The sequence below is a fragment of the Rothia kristinae NBRC 15354 genome, assembly GCF_001570865.1.
GTDB classification, from domain to species: Bacteria; Actinomycetota; Actinomycetes; order Actinomycetales; family Micrococcaceae; genus Rothia; species Rothia kristinae.
This window is the reverse complement of the sequence record NZ_BCSM01000006.1, coordinates 18658-33846: the sequence shown is the minus strand read 5'-3', so window position 1 is coordinate 33846 and position 15189 is coordinate 18658. Positions and strand designations below refer to the sequence as shown.

At 69.6% G+C, this 15189-nt stretch carries 11 protein-coding genes; 9 read left to right on the top strand and 2 right to left on the bottom strand.

The window, feature by feature from the left end:
* Positions 1–95 precede the first annotated feature (95 nt).
* Together KKR01S_RS05035 and rpsA are read left to right on the top strand one after the other, a co-directional pair.
* A complete protein-coding gene (locus tag KKR01S_RS05035) occupies positions 96–1583 on the top strand; it encodes a GNAT family N-acetyltransferase (protein WP_061225454.1) in 1488 nt (495 codons plus the stop codon).
* A 236-nt stretch (positions 1584–1819) separates the two neighbouring features.
* The gene (gene rpsA, locus KKR01S_RS05030; RefSeq protein WP_061225453.1) at positions 1820–3292 is read left to right on the top strand and encodes a 30S ribosomal protein S1; all 1473 of its coding nucleotides are present in this window, start codon (positions 1820–1822) and stop codon (positions 3290–3292) included.
* 121 nt (positions 3293–3413) lie between these two features.
* Here the strand turns inward: rpsA and KKR01S_RS05025 are convergent, their stop codons facing one another.
* On the bottom strand, positions 3414–4064 hold the full coding sequence (locus KKR01S_RS05025) for an IMPACT family protein (protein WP_061225496.1): 651 nt from the start codon (positions 4062–4064) through the stop codon (positions 3414–3416).
* 365 nt (positions 4065–4429) lie between these two features.
* Here KKR01S_RS05025 and KKR01S_RS05020 point away from each other — a divergent pair, with 365 nt between their 5' ends.
* The 5 genes from KKR01S_RS05020 to KKR01S_RS05000 all read left to right on the top strand — a co-directional run bounded on the left by KKR01S_RS05020 (position 4430) and on the right by KKR01S_RS05000 (position 10988).
* Complete coding sequence (locus tag KKR01S_RS05020) at positions 4430–5179, top strand: hypothetical protein (protein WP_061225452.1); 750 nt, start codon at positions 4430–4432, stop codon at positions 5177–5179.
* 245 nt (positions 5180–5424) lie between these two features.
* Positions 5425–6048 (top strand): dephospho-CoA kinase, encoded by a 624-nt coding sequence (gene coaE, locus KKR01S_RS05015; protein ID WP_061225451.1) that lies wholly within the window; start codon positions 5425–5427, stop codon positions 6046–6048.
* A 66-nt stretch (positions 6049–6114) separates the two neighbouring features.
* Positions 6115–7944 carry a BCCT family transporter gene (locus tag KKR01S_RS05010; protein ID WP_061225450.1) on the top strand — a complete coding sequence of 610 codons (1830 nt, stop codon included), beginning with the start codon at positions 6115–6117 and terminating at the stop codon, positions 7942–7944.
* 182 nt (positions 7945–8126) lie between these two features.
* Positions 8127–9632 carry an APC family permease gene (locus tag KKR01S_RS05005; RefSeq protein WP_061225449.1) on the top strand — a complete coding sequence of 502 codons (1506 nt, stop codon included), beginning with the start codon at positions 8127–8129 and terminating at the stop codon, positions 9630–9632.
* 27 nt (positions 9633–9659) lie between these two features.
* Complete coding sequence (locus KKR01S_RS05000; protein ID WP_061225448.1) at positions 9660–10988, top strand: NAD(P)/FAD-dependent oxidoreductase; 1329 nt, start codon at positions 9660–9662, stop codon at positions 10986–10988.
* Between the two features lie 27 nt (positions 10989–11015).
* On the opposite strand, the gene KKR01S_RS04995 is transcribed toward KKR01S_RS05000, so the two are convergent.
* Complete coding sequence (locus KKR01S_RS04995) at positions 11016–11939, bottom strand: AraC-like ligand-binding domain-containing protein (protein ID WP_061225447.1); 924 nt, start codon at positions 11937–11939, stop codon at positions 11016–11018.
* A 138-nt stretch (positions 11940–12077) separates the two neighbouring features.
* Here KKR01S_RS04995 and KKR01S_RS04990 point away from each other — a divergent pair, with 138 nt between their 5' ends.
* Together KKR01S_RS04990 and KKR01S_RS04985 are read left to right on the top strand one after the other, a co-directional pair.
* Complete coding sequence (locus tag KKR01S_RS04990) at positions 12078–13505, top strand: aldehyde dehydrogenase family protein (protein WP_061225446.1); 1428 nt, start codon at positions 12078–12080, stop codon at positions 13503–13505.
* Between the two features lie 76 nt (positions 13506–13581).
* Complete coding sequence (locus KKR01S_RS04985) at positions 13582–15108, top strand: GMC family oxidoreductase (protein WP_061225445.1); 1527 nt, start codon at positions 13582–13584, stop codon at positions 15106–15108.
* The last annotated feature ends 81 nt before the right edge of the window (positions 15109–15189 follow it).

The window sequence follows — 15189 nt, the reverse complement described above, 5'->3', positions numbered from 1 at the left end:
ACCCCCGGCCCCGCCGCAGCACCAGCACCGCGGCACCCGCCGCGGCGGCCCACGCCCCTCGCGCTCCCCGCGCATCCCGAGACCCAGGAGAACCCATGACGCTCACGCCCTTCGAGCTGACCCGCTTCCTCGACGAGGACGGCGAGCCCACCGCCCTGTACCGCGCCGCGACCCGGCGCATCGCCCTGGGCTTCTACGAGGACCCGGGGGACGCGAAGCTGCAGCGCTGGAACGCCGAGCACGAGCAGCAGATGCGGGCGGTGATCCGCGGCTTCACGGATGAGGACACCACCCTGGCCGGGCTGCCCAGCGCGCAGGGACCGCACCCGGTGGCCACGATCTTCGGCTTCCCCAACACCGTGGAGGTCGGCGCCGGGGCGGTCCCCGCGTGGATGATCACCGGGGTGGGGGTGGCCCCGACCCACCGGCGTCGGGGGATCCTGCGCCGGATGATGGAGCCGGAGCTGGCCCGGGCCCGGTCCGAGGGCTGCGGGATGGCCGCGCTGACCGTCTCCGAAGGCGAGATCTACGGTCGCTTCGGCTTCGGGCTGTCCACCCGCATGATCACCTACGAGCTGGACCTCACCGCGCGTCCGCGGCTGCTGCCCGGCGTCGTCGAGCGCTCCGGGGCCCGGCAGGGCCGCATCCACCAGGCCCAGGGCAAGGAGCTGGTGGAGTTCGGGCTGGCGCTGCGCGAGCCGATCGCCGGGTTCCGGGCCGGGCAGGCCGTGCGCCCGCGCGGGGTCGTGGAGAACGCGGTGGGCGCGGTGAACCTCTCCGAGGATCAGCTCAAGCCCGACGGCGCCCGGCAGGCCCTGGTCTTCGAGGGCCCGGACGGGGTGGAGGGCTACGCCGCCTTCAACCACCAGGGCTGGGGCTCCTCCTCTCCGGGGCCCAACCGGGTGGCGGTCAAGGACTTCCAGGCGGTGAGCACCCGGGCGCGGGTGGCCCTGTGGGAGCAGCTGCTCAGCCTGGACCTGGTGGACTTCCTGGAGTTCCGCGCGGCCCCCGGCAACGAGCTGGCCCGGGCCCTGTCCAACCCGCGGGCTGTTCGACAGATCCGGGAGACCGACGTGCTGTGGACGCGGATCCTGGACGTGGCCCGCGTCCTGGAGCACCGGGAGTACCTGGCCGACGGCGAGCTGGTGCTGCTGGTGGATGACCCGCTGGGACTGGTCACCGGCGCGTACCACCTGCGCATCCGCGACGGGCGGGCCGAGGTGGTGCCCGGGCGGGCCGTGTCCGAGGTCGACGCGGCCCGGGCCGAGGAGGGCGCCGAGGCGGCGGTTGGTGCCGGGGAGTCCGCGGGATCCGGCACTGCCGATGGCGCCGGGGCCTCGACCGAGCTGCCCGGGGCGCACCTGCTGGCCGCGCGGGACGAGCGGCGCACCGAGGCCGAGGACGAGTCGGAGCTGGCCCCGCAGGCCGCCCGGGTGCGCTTCCCCGTGCAGCTGCTGGCCTCCGCGGTGTTCCAGGGCTGCGAGCCCGAGGTGCGCTTCGGCCTGGTCACGGGCGAGGGCGCGGAGGAGGCGGCGCGGCTGTTCGCGATCCGCCGGGAGCCCTACTGCGACTTCATCTTCTGACCCCTTCGACGGTCTCGGCCGTCATGGTGTGGCGCGCGGGGCCCCGGCCATTGACCCGAGGCCCCGCGCGCCCATAGACTTGACGGGTACGCCCAGGCGTACGCCCTATCAGTAACCAAGCACATGTCCGTGCCGTGCGTCCTCGTCCTGCCCGTCAGGAAGGGGAGCCCCCGCCGGGAGGCGGGCCGCGGCGTCGGACCCGTTCGACCAACGATCCACATCGGAGCCCCTACTACATGACCACCAACACCCCCCAGGTTGCCATCAACGACATCGGAACCGAAGAGGACTTCCTCAAGGCCGTTGATGAGACCATCAAGTACTTCAACGACGGTGACCTCGTCTCCGGCGAAGTCGTCAAGGTCGACCGCGACGAAGTTCTGCTGGACATCGGGTACAAGACCGAGGGCGTGATCCCCTCCCGCGAGCTGTCCATCAAGCACGACATCGACCCGGACGAGGTCGTCGCCGTGGGTGATGAGGTCGAGGCTCTGGTCCTCACCAAGGAGGACAAGGAAGGCCGCCTGATCCTGTCCAAGAAGCGCGCGCAGTACGAGCGCGCCTGGGGCGACATCGAGAAGATCAAGGAAGACGACGGCGTCGTCGAGGGCACCGTCATCGAGGTCGTCAAGGGCGGGCTCATCCTGGACATCGGGCTGCGCGGCTTCCTGCCGGCCTCCCTGGTGGAGATGCGCCGCGTGCGCGACCTCGCCCCGTACATCGGGCAGAAGATCGAGGCCAAGATCATCGAGCTGGACAAGAACCGCAACAACGTGGTCCTGTCCCGTCGCGCCTGGCTCGAGCAGACCCAGTCCGAGGTCCGCTCCAACTTCCTGCACCAGCTGCAGAAGGGCCAGGTCCGCACCGGTGTGGTCTCCTCCATCGTCAACTTCGGCGCCTTCGTGGACCTGGGCGGGGTCGACGGCCTGGTGCACGTCTCCGAGCTGTCCTGGAAGCACATCGACCACCCCTCCGAGGTCGTCGAGGTCGGCCAGGAGGTGACCGTCGAGGTGCTCGAGGTGGACATGGACCGCGAGCGCGTGTCCCTGTCCCTGAAGGCCACCCAGGAAGACCCGTGGCAGACCTTCGCCCGCACCCACGCCCTGGGCCAGGTCGTGCCCGGCAAGGTCACCAAGCTGGTGCCCTTCGGCGCGTTCGTGCGCGTGGAGGACGGCATCGAGGGTCTGGTGCACATCTCCGAGCTGGCCGTGCGCCACGTGGACATGGCCGAGCAGGTCGTGTCCGTGGGCGAGGAGCTGTTCGTCAAGGTCATCGACATCGACCTGGATCGCCGCCGCATCTCCCTGTCCCTGAAGCAGGCCAACGAGGGTGTGGACCCGGACGGCACCGAGTTCGACCCGGCCCTGTACGGCATGGCCGCGGAATACGACGAGCAGGGCAACTACAAGTACCCCGAGGGCTTCGACCCGGAGACCAACGAGTGGCTCGAGGGCTACGAGGCCCAGCGCGCCGCCTGGGAGCAGGCGTACGCCAACGCCCAGGCTCGCTGGGAGGCCCACAAGGAGCAGGTCCGCAAGGCCCTCAACGAGGACGCCGATGCCGCCGCTTCCGCGGCCACCGGCGGTCGCGGCGGGTCCTCCGCGCAGACCTCCTACTCCTCCGAGGCCCCGGCGTCCGACGCCGGCACCCTGGCCTCCGACGAGGCCCTGGCTGCTCTGCGCGAGAAGCTCACCGGCGGCAACAACTGATCTCCTTGGCACTCGCCGCGCCGCCCGTCAGGGGCCCGCGGTGAGGCCGTGAGATGAGGCGAAGGCCCCGTCCCCGTGATGATTCACGGGGGCGGGGCCTTCTCGTGCTCGGGGAGGGCGGTCAGCCGTCGATCCAGGTGACGGTGCCCCAGGTGATGCGGGCTTGCCCGGAGCTCAGCGCGGCCAGGCGGGCGGCGGCCTCCTCCTGGGCGGCTGGGTCGTCCGGTACGGACAGGTGCAGGACGGCGTGATCCGGGGCGTATTCGGTGTCCTGCAGGGCGAAGCCGTGGGCGCGCAGCTCGTTCTCCAGCTGACCGGCGCGGGCGTGCTCCACCGGGACGGTGCCCAGGCGGCGTCGGGAGCGGGTCACCAGGTGGGCTTCATCCAGGGTCTGGGTGACGGCCTCGGTGTAGGCGCGCACGAGACCGCCGGCACCGAGCTTGATCCCACCGAACCATCGCACGGCGATCGCGCACACGTCCGTCAGATCCGCCCGCTCGGGGTCCAAGGGGTCGGGACGGTGGGACAGCAGGGCCTGCAGCATGGGGATGCCCGCGGTGCCGGCCGGCTCGCCGTCGTCGGAGGAGCGCTGCACGTCCCGGTCCGGCCCGAGGACGAAGGCGGAGCAGACGTGGCGGGCGTCGTGGTGACGGCGGCGGATCCGCTCGATGTGCGCCCGGGCTGCCTCCTCGGTCTCCACCCGGACCAGGTGCCCCAGGAACTCGCTGTGCTTGATCTCCAGCAGACTCTCCACCGGCTCGGTGTCGGCCAGGACGGTGCAGCGGCGCGCGCGAGTCTCGGCCTGCGGGGCGGCGTCAGTCGGTGCCGAGGTGCTGGCCTGATCGGCTGGTTCGGCGGGAGCGTCGGGGGAGGAGTCGGTCACCAGCCCAGTCTACGAACCCCGCGCCGCGGATCCGGTGCGGTGGCTTCGGCACCGGGCCTTCGACGTTGCCGTATGCGACGGTGTGCGTGGCAGCCCGGATTCGGTGCGGTGAACCCGTATCGGGGATCTCGAGGGTCGGCGGGCGGGCTCGCCGCCGGGGTTATCCACAGCCCGACCCCGAGAGGATGAGGTGTCTCACTAGACTGCGGAGCACCCGGCGCCCCAGGACCGGCGCTACTCCAAGGAGGCATCCCATGACCCAGCAGCCCCCGTTCGATCCGCACCACCCACCGGGCCAGATGCCGCCCGAGCAGCAGGCCCCCTACGGCCAGCAGCCTCCGCCGGAGGACCACGGCAGACCCGGAGCCTGGCGGGGGCCGACCCTGCGAGAGCAGTGGCACCGACTCACCCACCCGGCCGTGCTCGGTCAACGGGACCCGCTCCCACCCGGTGCGCCGCAGGGAGGGCCGGGCCTCGGCGCACCGCTGGCATCGGACCCCAGCGGAGCGGAGCGTCAGGTCTCCGTCGATCAGCTGGTGTGGCAGATGGAGGAGCGTCGTCGCGCCGCCCGGAGGAATCTGGGCCGCCGCACCAAGGGAGCGCTGGTGTGGTACCCGCTGCCGGAAGGCCCCGGGCACATCGTCCTGGCGGTCCTGCTGCTGCTGGTGGGGACGGGCGCGTCCCTCGTGTGTCTGCTCGGTCCCGGGTTGCTCGTGCTCTTCTGGGCGTTCATGGCGCTGGTGGCCCTGCTCTTCGGGGCGTCGCCGCATCAGGTGGGGCCCGCGCTCATGGAGGAGACGGGCCCGGCTCTGGTCTGGGCCATGGTGATCGTGGGGCTGGTGATGCTGGCGGGTCTGCTGGGAGCGGTGGCCAACGTCATCGTGAACGCGGCCCGGCCGCATCGAGACGCCGTGGTCTGGCCGGGGCAGGTGCTCAGCGCGGCCATCCCGGTGGTCCTGGCCGTGTGGTGGGTGTCGATGCTGCCGCCCACCATCCTCGGGTGACCCCGGTCGGGGCTCTGCGGTCGGTCCATCACCCCGGGCCATCGCCTCAGGCGCATCGCCTCGGGAGCGACGCCTCAGGTACGTCGCTCCGGGAATACTGCGTCGGGAGGGTCCCCTCAGGCGCGTCGCATCGGCGGCGCCGCGTCGTGAATGCCGCGCTGGGATAGCCGCCTCAAGCACGTCGCATCGGGAGGGCCTGCCTGCGAAGATGGCCTGGACAGGACATCGACGAAGGGAGGCGGACGGTGACGCTGCACATCGGACTGACCGGGGGCATCGGGGCGGGGAAGTCTACCGTGGCCGCGCGGCTGGCGCGGCTGGGCGCGGTGGTGATCGACGCGGACCGGATCTCCCGGGAGCTGATGACCCCCGGCTCACCCGTGCTGGAGCAGGTGGCGCAGGCCTTCGGCCGCGAGCTCCTGGATGAGCGCGGCGCCCTGGACCGCCCGGCCCTGGCCGAGCGGGTCTTCGGCGACGAGGACGCCCGGCAGCGGCTGAACGGCATCGTGCACCCGGCGGTGCGCGAGGAGGCCGCGCGTCAGCGGGAGGCTGCCGCCCAGCGCCCCGGATTCGCCGGGGTGATCGTGGAGGACATCCCGCTGCTGGTGGAGACGGGGCAGGCCGACCGCTTCGACGGCATCCTGGTGGTCACCGCGGAGGAACCGGAGCGGGTGCGCCGCCTGGTCGAGTCCCGGGGGATGGAGGAGCGGGACGCCCGCGCCCGGATCGCCGCGCAGGCCACCGACGCCGAGCGGGCCGCCGTCGCGACCTGGACCGTGGACAACTCCGGCACCCCGGAGCAGACCCGCACGCAGGTGGACCGGATCTGGGGGGACTGGCAGGAGAAGCTGGGTCGCGCCGACGGCTGAGCTCCTGATCACCCGTGTCACGGAGCCGACTCCGCACCCGGTGATCAGGTGCCTTATGATGTTCGGATGCTTCACTCGCTGCATCGACGCCTCGGTCTGAAGACCACCCCGGGGATCTTCTTCCCGGCCGCCGCGTTCATCCTCCTGTTCTCCGCGGCGACCATCGCCTTCCCCCAGACCATGATCGACGTGTTCGGTGCGGTCTCCGGGTGGATCCTGACGTACCTGGGCTGGTTCTACGTCCTGGGCACGGCCCTGTGCGCCCTGTTCCTCGTCTACGTCTGCGTCAGCCGCTTCGGCCGGATCAAGCTCGGCCCGGATGACTCCGAGCCGCAGCATTCCACCCTGGCCTGGTTCGGCATGACCTTCGCCGCCGGCGTCGGCGCGATCCTGATGTTCTGGGGTGCCGCGGAGCCGCTGACGCACTTCGCCCGCCCGCCCTACGACGGCGTCGAACCCGGCAGCCAGGAGGCCGCCCTGGACGCGCTGTCCATCGCGGACTTCCACATCGGCCTGGGCGTGTGGGTGCTGCTGACCGTGCCGGCGCTGGGCTTCGGGTACTTCACGTACAAGCGGCGCCTGCCCCCGCGCGTGTCCTCGTCCTTCCAGCCGCTGCTGGGCGACGGGATCCACGGCCCCTGGGGCAAGACCATCGACGTCATCTCCCTGATCGCCTCCGTGTTCGGCATCGCCGTGTCCGTGGGTCTGGGTGCGCTGCAGCTGAACTCCGGGGTGAGCATCATGTACGGGCTGCCGGTGGCGGGTTGGATGCAGGCGGTGATCATCGCGCTGATCACCGCGGTGGCCCTGACGTCGGTGCTCAACGGCATGGACAAGGGCGTGAAGCGGCTGTCCACCTTCAACATCATCCTGGCGATGGCGTTCCTGCTGTTCATCCTCATGGCCGGGTCCACCATGTTCGCGCTGCGCGGCGTCGTGGAGTCCGTGGGCAACTTCCTGTACATCCTGCCGAAGATGATGTTCTTCAACGACACCTTCGCCAACACCGGGTGGCTGGGGCAGTGGCCGGTGTTCTACTGGGCGTGGACCATCTGCTGGGCGCCGTTCGTCGGGCTGTTCCTGGCCAAGATCTCCCAGGGCCGCACCATCCGTCAGTTCGTGCTGGGCGTGGTGGTCCTGCCGACCGCCTTCACCATGGTGTGGGTCGGGATCTTCGGGATGAACGCCTTCGACATCGAGATGCACGGCGAGGGCGGCCTGGTGCACACCGTCGTGGCCGAGGGGGACATCCCCGGGGCCATGTTCCAGTTCCTCGGCAACTTCCCGTTCCTGCCGGTGGTCGCGGTGGTGGCGATCGTGCTGATCTTCATCTTCTTCGTCACCTCCATCGACTCCGCCTCGATCGTCATGGACTCCATGGCCAACGGGCACGAGGATGAGTCCCCGATCCGCCAGCGCGTGTTCTGGACCGTGTCCATCGGGCTGGTGGCCGCCTCCATCCTGCTGTTCGCCGGGGAGCTGGGGCTGGACGCCCTGCAGAACGTGGTGATCATCATCGGCCTGCCGGTGTTCATCCTGACCTTCGTGCAGGCGTGGATGATCGTGCGGGCCTTCAAGGAGGACGCCGGGGAGCTGCCGCCGCTGCGCACCCGGCAGTGGAAGCAGGTCCTGCCGGTGGAGGAGTACCGGCGCCGCGCCCAGGAGGACTTCACCAGCGTGCAGGAGTACTCCATCCACCCCGAGTACGACGAGACCACCGCCCCCGAGTACGAATCCCTGGTGCCGAACACCTACCAGGAGATCCGCCGCCAGCGCACCGAGGGCGGCGCGGATGAGGCCGCGGACCTCGCCGAGGGCACGGGCGCCGGGGAGGTCCCGGCCGACGATGTCGTGACCGGTGCCGAGCAGACGGTGGAGCCGCGCGAGCGCGGGTGAGGCAAGCCGGTCTGGAAGGGCCCCTTCTCCCGCCGCGATCCGTGTGATCGCGGTGGGGGAGGGGGCCCTTTCGCATGGGTGAGTTCACGTGAGGCCAATCCCAGCGCACTCAGGGACAAGCCTGCCGGCTATGGCAGGGAGCACAGTGGGGAGACGATCCGCCGTCCTCAGGAGAGCCCACCATGACCGCCATCACCGAGCACCCAGAACGGCAGGACCTGCCGCACACTCCGGGGCTTGCTCGCCGGCATCTGTCCACCACGGCACTGGTGTTCATGATCATCGCCGCCTCAGCCCCGCTGACGGTGCTCGCCGGGGGAGTGCCCACCAACTTCGCGGTCTCCGGACTGCTCGGAGTGCCCCTGGGATACCTGGCCCTGGGAGTCATCCTGGCTCTGTTCGCCGTCGGATACGGGGCGATGAGCTCGCACATCCAGAACGCCGGCGCCTTCTACGCCTATATCGGTGAAGGACTCGGACCCCGGCAGGGCATCGCCGCTGCCGTGTTGGCGCTGGTCTCGTACAACATGATGCAGATCGGGCTGTACGGGATGTTCGGCTTCGCGCTGAGCGCCTTCATCGCGACGATGAGGATCAGCCTGCCCTGGTGGCTCAGCGCCCTGCTCGGATGGGCCGTCGTCGCAGTTCTGGGTGTGCGCAGCGTGGACCTGTCCGCCAAGGTGCTCGGGGTGCTCGTGGCCCTGGAGTTCCTGGTGGTCATCGTGGTCTGCGTACTCTCCCTGGGTACCGCGCCGGAAGGGATCTCCGCGCAGACCCTCGAACCGGGTCAGTTCTTCGCCCACGGCATCGGGGTGCTGCTGGCCTTCGCGATCGCCGCCTTCATGGGCTTCGAGTCAGGAGCGATCTACTCCGAGGAAGCCAAAGACCCGCGGCGCACCGTGGCCCGCGCCACCTACATCGCCGTCGGTGTGATCGCTGTGTTCTACGCTTTCTCCGCCTGGGCCCTGGCCATGGGTGTGGGCCCGAGCATGATCCTCTCCCGCTCCGCAGAGGAAGGCCCGGACCTGGTGTTCCTGTGGCTTGCGCAGCACTCGGAACCGCTGTCCGTGCTGGCCAATCTGCTGTTCATCACCAGTCTGCTGGCTGCGCTGATCGCCTTCCACAACGCCGCGGCTCGATACTTCTTCGCCCTCGGTCGCTCGCGCGTCCTGCCGTCGCGCCTCGGAGCCTCCGGGCGCTCCGGCGCCCCGATCTGGGGATCACTGGCCCAGTCCTCACTCGCCATCATCGTCATCGCGGTCTTCGCAGTGGTGGGAACCGGATCTCCCCTGGGTGAGCTGTTCCCGGTGATCACTCTGTTCACCTGGTTGACCAACGCGGCGGCCTTCGGCCTGGTGTTCCTGCTGGCCGTGACTTCCGTGGCCGTCATCGCCTGGTTCCACCGCAACCCGGAGGGGCACGGTCCGTTGGCGAGGATCATCGCGCCCACCCTGGCCGCCCTCGGCCTGCTCACCGTCTTCGGGCTGATCCTCGCGAACTTCGACCTGATGATCGGCGCAGATGGTCCCACCCCGCTGGTGATCGTCATGCCGACGATCATCCTCAGCTCGGGCGTTCTCGGCTGGATCTGGGCGGAGATCCTGCGTCGGCGCAGACCGGAGGATTTCGCCGGTCTGCAGGATCTGGACCATCACACTCAGCCCGTCGACCTTCCCACCTCTCGCTGAGAGACAACCCCACCGAAGGAGTCATCAATGAGCACCGCACACGTCATCGTCGTCGGCGCCGGATTCTCCGGGCTGATCGCAGCCCGCGAGCTGCAGACCGCCGGGTTCGACGTCGAGATCCTCGAAGCCCGCGATCGCATCGGGGGACGGGCCTGGACCCAGGAGAGGATGGGCCACACGCTGGAGCTCGGCGCCACGTGGGTGCATTGGATGCAACCGCACGTCTGGGCCGAGATCACCCGGTACGGACAGACCATCTATCCCAGCCCGATCACCGATCGCGCCTACTGGATCACCGGAGGCCAGGTGCGCGAAGGCACCGAAGCTGACATCGACACGAAGATCACCCGGCCGATGTCCGCGATCTTCGACGACGCCCGAGCCTTCTTCCCCAACCCCTACGACCCCCTGTACGTGCTCTCCGAGGACTACACCGGCCTACCCGAGCTTCCCGAGGCCTTCCGCGCGGCGGACCAACGCGGACCCCTGGACGTGCTGCGGGAGGGAGACTTCACCCAGGAGGAGATTGACCTGTGCGAGGCCTACTGGTCCGCCGGATACATCGGAGATCCCAACAACGGGTCATCGCTGATGGCCAACCAGTGGATCGCCCTCTCGGATCACAGCCTGCCGCTGCTGGATGCGCAGACTCTCCGGTACAAGCTGACCCACGGGATGCGGGGCATCTACGAGAGCATCGCCGCGGACCTGCGCTGTTCGATCCGACTGAGCACGGAGGTGGTCTCGGTCCGCCACGACACGACCGGGGCCCGGGTGGGTCTGGCGGACGGGGAGGTCCTGGAGGCCGACGCCGTCGTGATGACGGTGCCCGTCGGGGCGCTGGCCGGGATCCGCTTCGAACCGGCCCTGCCGGAGGGCATGCGCCGCACCATCGAGACCGGGTGGAACTCCACCGGCTTCAAGGCGTGGGTCAAGGTGGAGGGCCACCACAACATCTTCGGCTACGCGCCCCAGCCGCACACGGCCGCGATGCTGCGCAGCGAGTACTTCCTGGACGACGGCAGCACCATCTGCGTGGTCTTCGGGTCCGACCACACACGGGTGGACCTGGAGGACCCTGCCACGGGTCAGGCCATCCTCGACCAGTGGCGACCGGACCTGCGCGTGCTGGACTGCACCGGACACGACTGGGTCGCCGACCGCTGGTCCGGTCAGGCCTGGGCCACCCTGCGGAAGGGCCAGTTCACCGACGGCTGGCACCACTTCCGGGAGACCGGGACCCGCCTGCGCTTCTCCGGAGCGGACTGGGCCAGGGGCTGGCGCGGCGTCGTGGTGGATGGGGCCATCGAGATGGGGTTGGAGACCGCGCACCGGCTGATCCGTGAGCTGAGCTGAGTCCGGACCCCGCCATCTGCTATCCGTTCAGGAAGAGGATTCAGGCGCGGCGAGGACGCGGGTTCGATACGCGCTCGGTGTCTCCCCGAACTGTGCGCGGAAAGCCTTGGACAGATGCGAGGCATCCGGGATGCCGCAGCGGGAGCCGATGGCCGAGACCGATTCGGTGCGAGCCAGCGGATCCCCCAGGGCCTGACGGATTGCCTCCAGACGACGCTCGCGGATGTACGCCGCCACCGTGTGGTCCTCCGCGGCGAAGCGCGCGTGCAGCTGCCGCACGGAGACGTACAGGTGCGTCGCGATGGCCTGTGGTCCCAGATCCTCCTCCGCCAGGTGGTCCTCGATGTACGCCACCGCCTGCTGGAAGAGGGGATTCTCCGGGACGCTGCTCGTCTCTGAGGAGAGCACGGTGACCAGCATGTCCAGGGCGGAGCGGACCAGGTTCATCGCGTGCGCTCCGGAGAGCACGTCCAGGTTGTGCGCCAGCTGCTCGAACAGCGGCACCGCGACCCGCCCCAGACCCTCCGAGCGGCTGACGCGGGTCGCGGTGATCTCACCGATGAGGTCCGGGGCGATGTGTACGAAGGACTGCGGGAACTGGATGACCAGGCTGTGCTGCTCTCCGCGCTCGTACTCCAGCAGATAGGGCCGCTGTGTGACGTACAGGGCGAGGTCCCCTGGGCCGATGCGACATGCCCGGTCATCCTGGGTGAGCACGGCTGTGCCGGACAGCTGCAGGCTGAGTTTGCAGGCTGGGCGCGCGTGTGGATCGATGAGGTCCCGGGCGCGCTCCACCCGGTGGGGTCCTGTGGCCATCTCGAACAGGTGCACGTCTCCGAGGGCGACCTCGCGCAGCGCGGCGCGGAACGTCTGCTCATCCGCGGTGATGCGCAGCGGGGCGAAGGATCGCGAGATTAGGGCTCGCCACTGCGCCAGATCATGCAGGACCACGGGGCCTCCTTCCGGGGCGGTCGAGGGGTGCGCGCTGTGCCAAGTCCCGTGCACGAGAGAGCAAGGCAGGGTTCGTCCCCGCTGGAATAGTGCTGTGCACCACACTAGCCAATCGTCGTCGAGTCCTCGGGAGTCCCTATGAGCACCGTTCCCACCACCTACACTGAGCTGCTGAGCGCCGTCGATGCCGGAGCCCGGGCTCCGCGCGCCGTGCCTGTGCATGATCCGGCCACGGAGGAATTGATCGGATACGCGCCCCAGCTGGATGAGGATGACCTGGATCGCGTCGTGGCGACGGCCCGTCAGGCGCAGCGGGAATGGTCCGCTCGTTCTGAGGCTGATCGGTGTGAGCTGCTGGTGGCGGCAGCGGAGGCGATCGAGCGGGCGACCGAGCCGCTGGCGGAACTGCTCTCCCGCGAGCAGGGCAAGCCGCTGAACGGGCCCAACGCCCGCTTCGAGGTCGGGGGTTGCTCCGCCTGGACGCGGGCGACGGCCGGTTTCGAGCTGGGGGAGGAGGTCGTGGTCGACGATGGCCAGACCCGTGCGACGCTGACCTACCGTCCCATCGGCGTCGTGGGGGCGATCAGCCCGTGGAACTGGCCGATGATGATCTCCATCTGGCAGATCGCTCCCTCCCTGCGGATGGGCAACACCGTCGTGATCAAGCCCTCCGAACACACCCCGCTGTCCGTGCTGGCCCTGGTGTACGTGCTGAATTCGGTGCTGCCAGAGGGCGTGCTGCAGGTGGTCCCGGGTGGGCCGCAGCTGGGGGCGGCGATCTCCCGGCACGAGGGGATCGACAAGATCATGTTCACCGGCTCCACCGCGACGGGCCGCAAGATCGTGGAGGCCTCCGCGCCCACACTGAAGCGACTGACCATGGAGCTGGGCGGCAATGATGCCGGCATCGTCCTGGAGGACGCGGACCCGGAGGCCATCGCCGAGGGCCTGTTCTGGGGCGCGTTCATCAACACGGGGCAGACCTGTGCGGCCCTGAAGCGTCTGTACGTGCCGGATGCCCTGTACGAACCGGTGTGCCGGGCCCTCACGGAATTCGCCCGGTCCCAGCCGATGGGGATCGGCCTGGAGGAGCAGAACGTCCTGGGCCCGCTGCAGAACAGCGCGCAGTACGACGTCGTGGACCGGTTGGTGCGTGCGGCCGTGGAGGACGGCGCCCGCGTGTTGCTGGGTGGGAACCCGGATGCCGAACGGCCCGGATTCTTCTACCCGACCACCCTGGTGGCCGATATCGATCCGGAGAATCCGCTGGTGGTGCAGGAGCAGTTCGGTCCGGCCCTGCCGATCATCCGGTACTCGGACCTGGAGTGGGCAATCGAGCAGGCCAACGCCCTGGACGTGGGCCTGGGTGCCTCGGTGTGGTCCTCCGATCCCGCCCGTGCCCGGGAAGTCGCGGCCCGCATCGAGGCCGGCACCGTGTGGATCAACGGGCACGGCGGGATCGACCCGCGGATCCCCTTCGGCGGGATCAAGAGCTCCGGCTTCGGCGTGGAGTTCGGCGTCGAGGGTCTGAAGCACGTGGCTGTTCCCCAGGTCATCAACGGCTGAGGCCGCCCGACCACTCGCGTGGTCGCGTCGAAGCGCCGCTGGGTGACCGCGGCATCACAGGAGAGAGGACAGGTCGATGGAGACCGAGTACCTGATCATCGGCGCGGGCAGCGCCGGCAACGTCCTGACCCGTCGTCTGCTCGACGCAGGTCACACCGTCACCCTCGTGGAAGCCGGTGCGCAGGACACCAATCCGGACATCGCCCACTTCCGGGACCTGGGACGGATCTGGCACAGCGCACAGGACTGGGACTTCCAGACCGCGCCCCAGTCGGGCGCCAACGGGAGGCGGCTGCACCTGCCGCGCGGGAAGGTCATGGGCGGTTCCCACGCCCTGAACGCCGGAATCTGGGTGCGCGGCGCTCGCCAGGACTACGACGCCTGGGCCTATTCCGGATGCCCCGGGTGGGGATGGGAGGACGTCCTGCCGTATTTCCGGAAGATCGAGACCTTCGACGGTGGGGCGAGCGAGACCCGTGGAGGAGAGGGACTGCTGGACGTGCGAGGGGACTTCGAGCGCAATCCGATCCAGGAGGCGATGGTCGTAGCGGCCCAGCAAGCCGGATTCCCGCTGAACCCCGACTACAACAGCGGGGATCCCGAGGGGGTGTCTCGGATGCAGCTGACCATCAGGGACGGCAAGCGGTTCAACACCTGGCATGCCTACCTGCGTCCGGTGGTGGAACAGGATGGGCTGGTCCTTATTACCGGGACCGTGGTACGCCGGTTGATCCTCGACGGCGGGCGCGCCGTCGGGGTGGAGCTGGAGCAGGACGGCGAGATCCGCGAGCTGCGGGCCGAGCGGGTGGTGCTGTGTGCCGGGGCGATCGGCAGCCCGGAGATCCTGCTTCGCTCCGGCATCGGGCCGCGTGAGCACCTCGAGGAGATCGGCGTGACGGTGCTCGCAGACCTGCCGGGGGTCGGCGCGAACCTGCACGACCACCTGCTGGTGCCCGTGATCTTCTCCACCGATGAAGAGCATCCCGTGCCGGAAGCCACCGATGCTCCGGCGGAGGTCCACCTGTTCGCCAAGAGCACCCCGGATCAGGCCGTGCCGGATACGCAGCCGATCTTCTTCTCGGTGCCGATGTACTCGGAGGGGTACGGGGCAGGAGAGATGCCCGGACCGGAGAAGGGTTTCACCCTGATGGCTGGGCTCGTCCGACCGCAGAGTCGGGGCCGCCTGCGGCTGAGGGGACCGGACCCGGCGGACCCCGCGATCATCGACCTGGATGCCCTGGGAGTGAGGGCCGACGTCGAGGCGCTCATGGCCTCGGTGCGCCACTGCCAGGCCATCGGGGCGCAGACCGCGCTCGCCGAGGAGTGGGGTGCTCGGGAGGTGTGGCCCGGGGAGAACATTCCAGCGGATCGGTTGGAGGAGTACGTGCGGGACTCCGTGGTGACGTACCACCACCAGGTGGGCACCTGCGCGATGGGAACCCACCGGAACGCGGTGGTGGATCCTCGGAGTATGGCCGTGCACGGGGTGCGGAACCTGCACGTCGCGGACGCCTCGGTGATGCCGACGGTGCCCACCGGCAACACCAATGCCCCGACCATCATGATGGCGGAGAAGGCGGCCGACCTGTTGCTGGGCCGCTGAGGGAGGGCCCCTTCTCCCGTTGCGATCCGCGCGATCGTGGTGGGGGAGGGGGCCTTTCGTGTGGGTTCGCGTGGGGCTCGG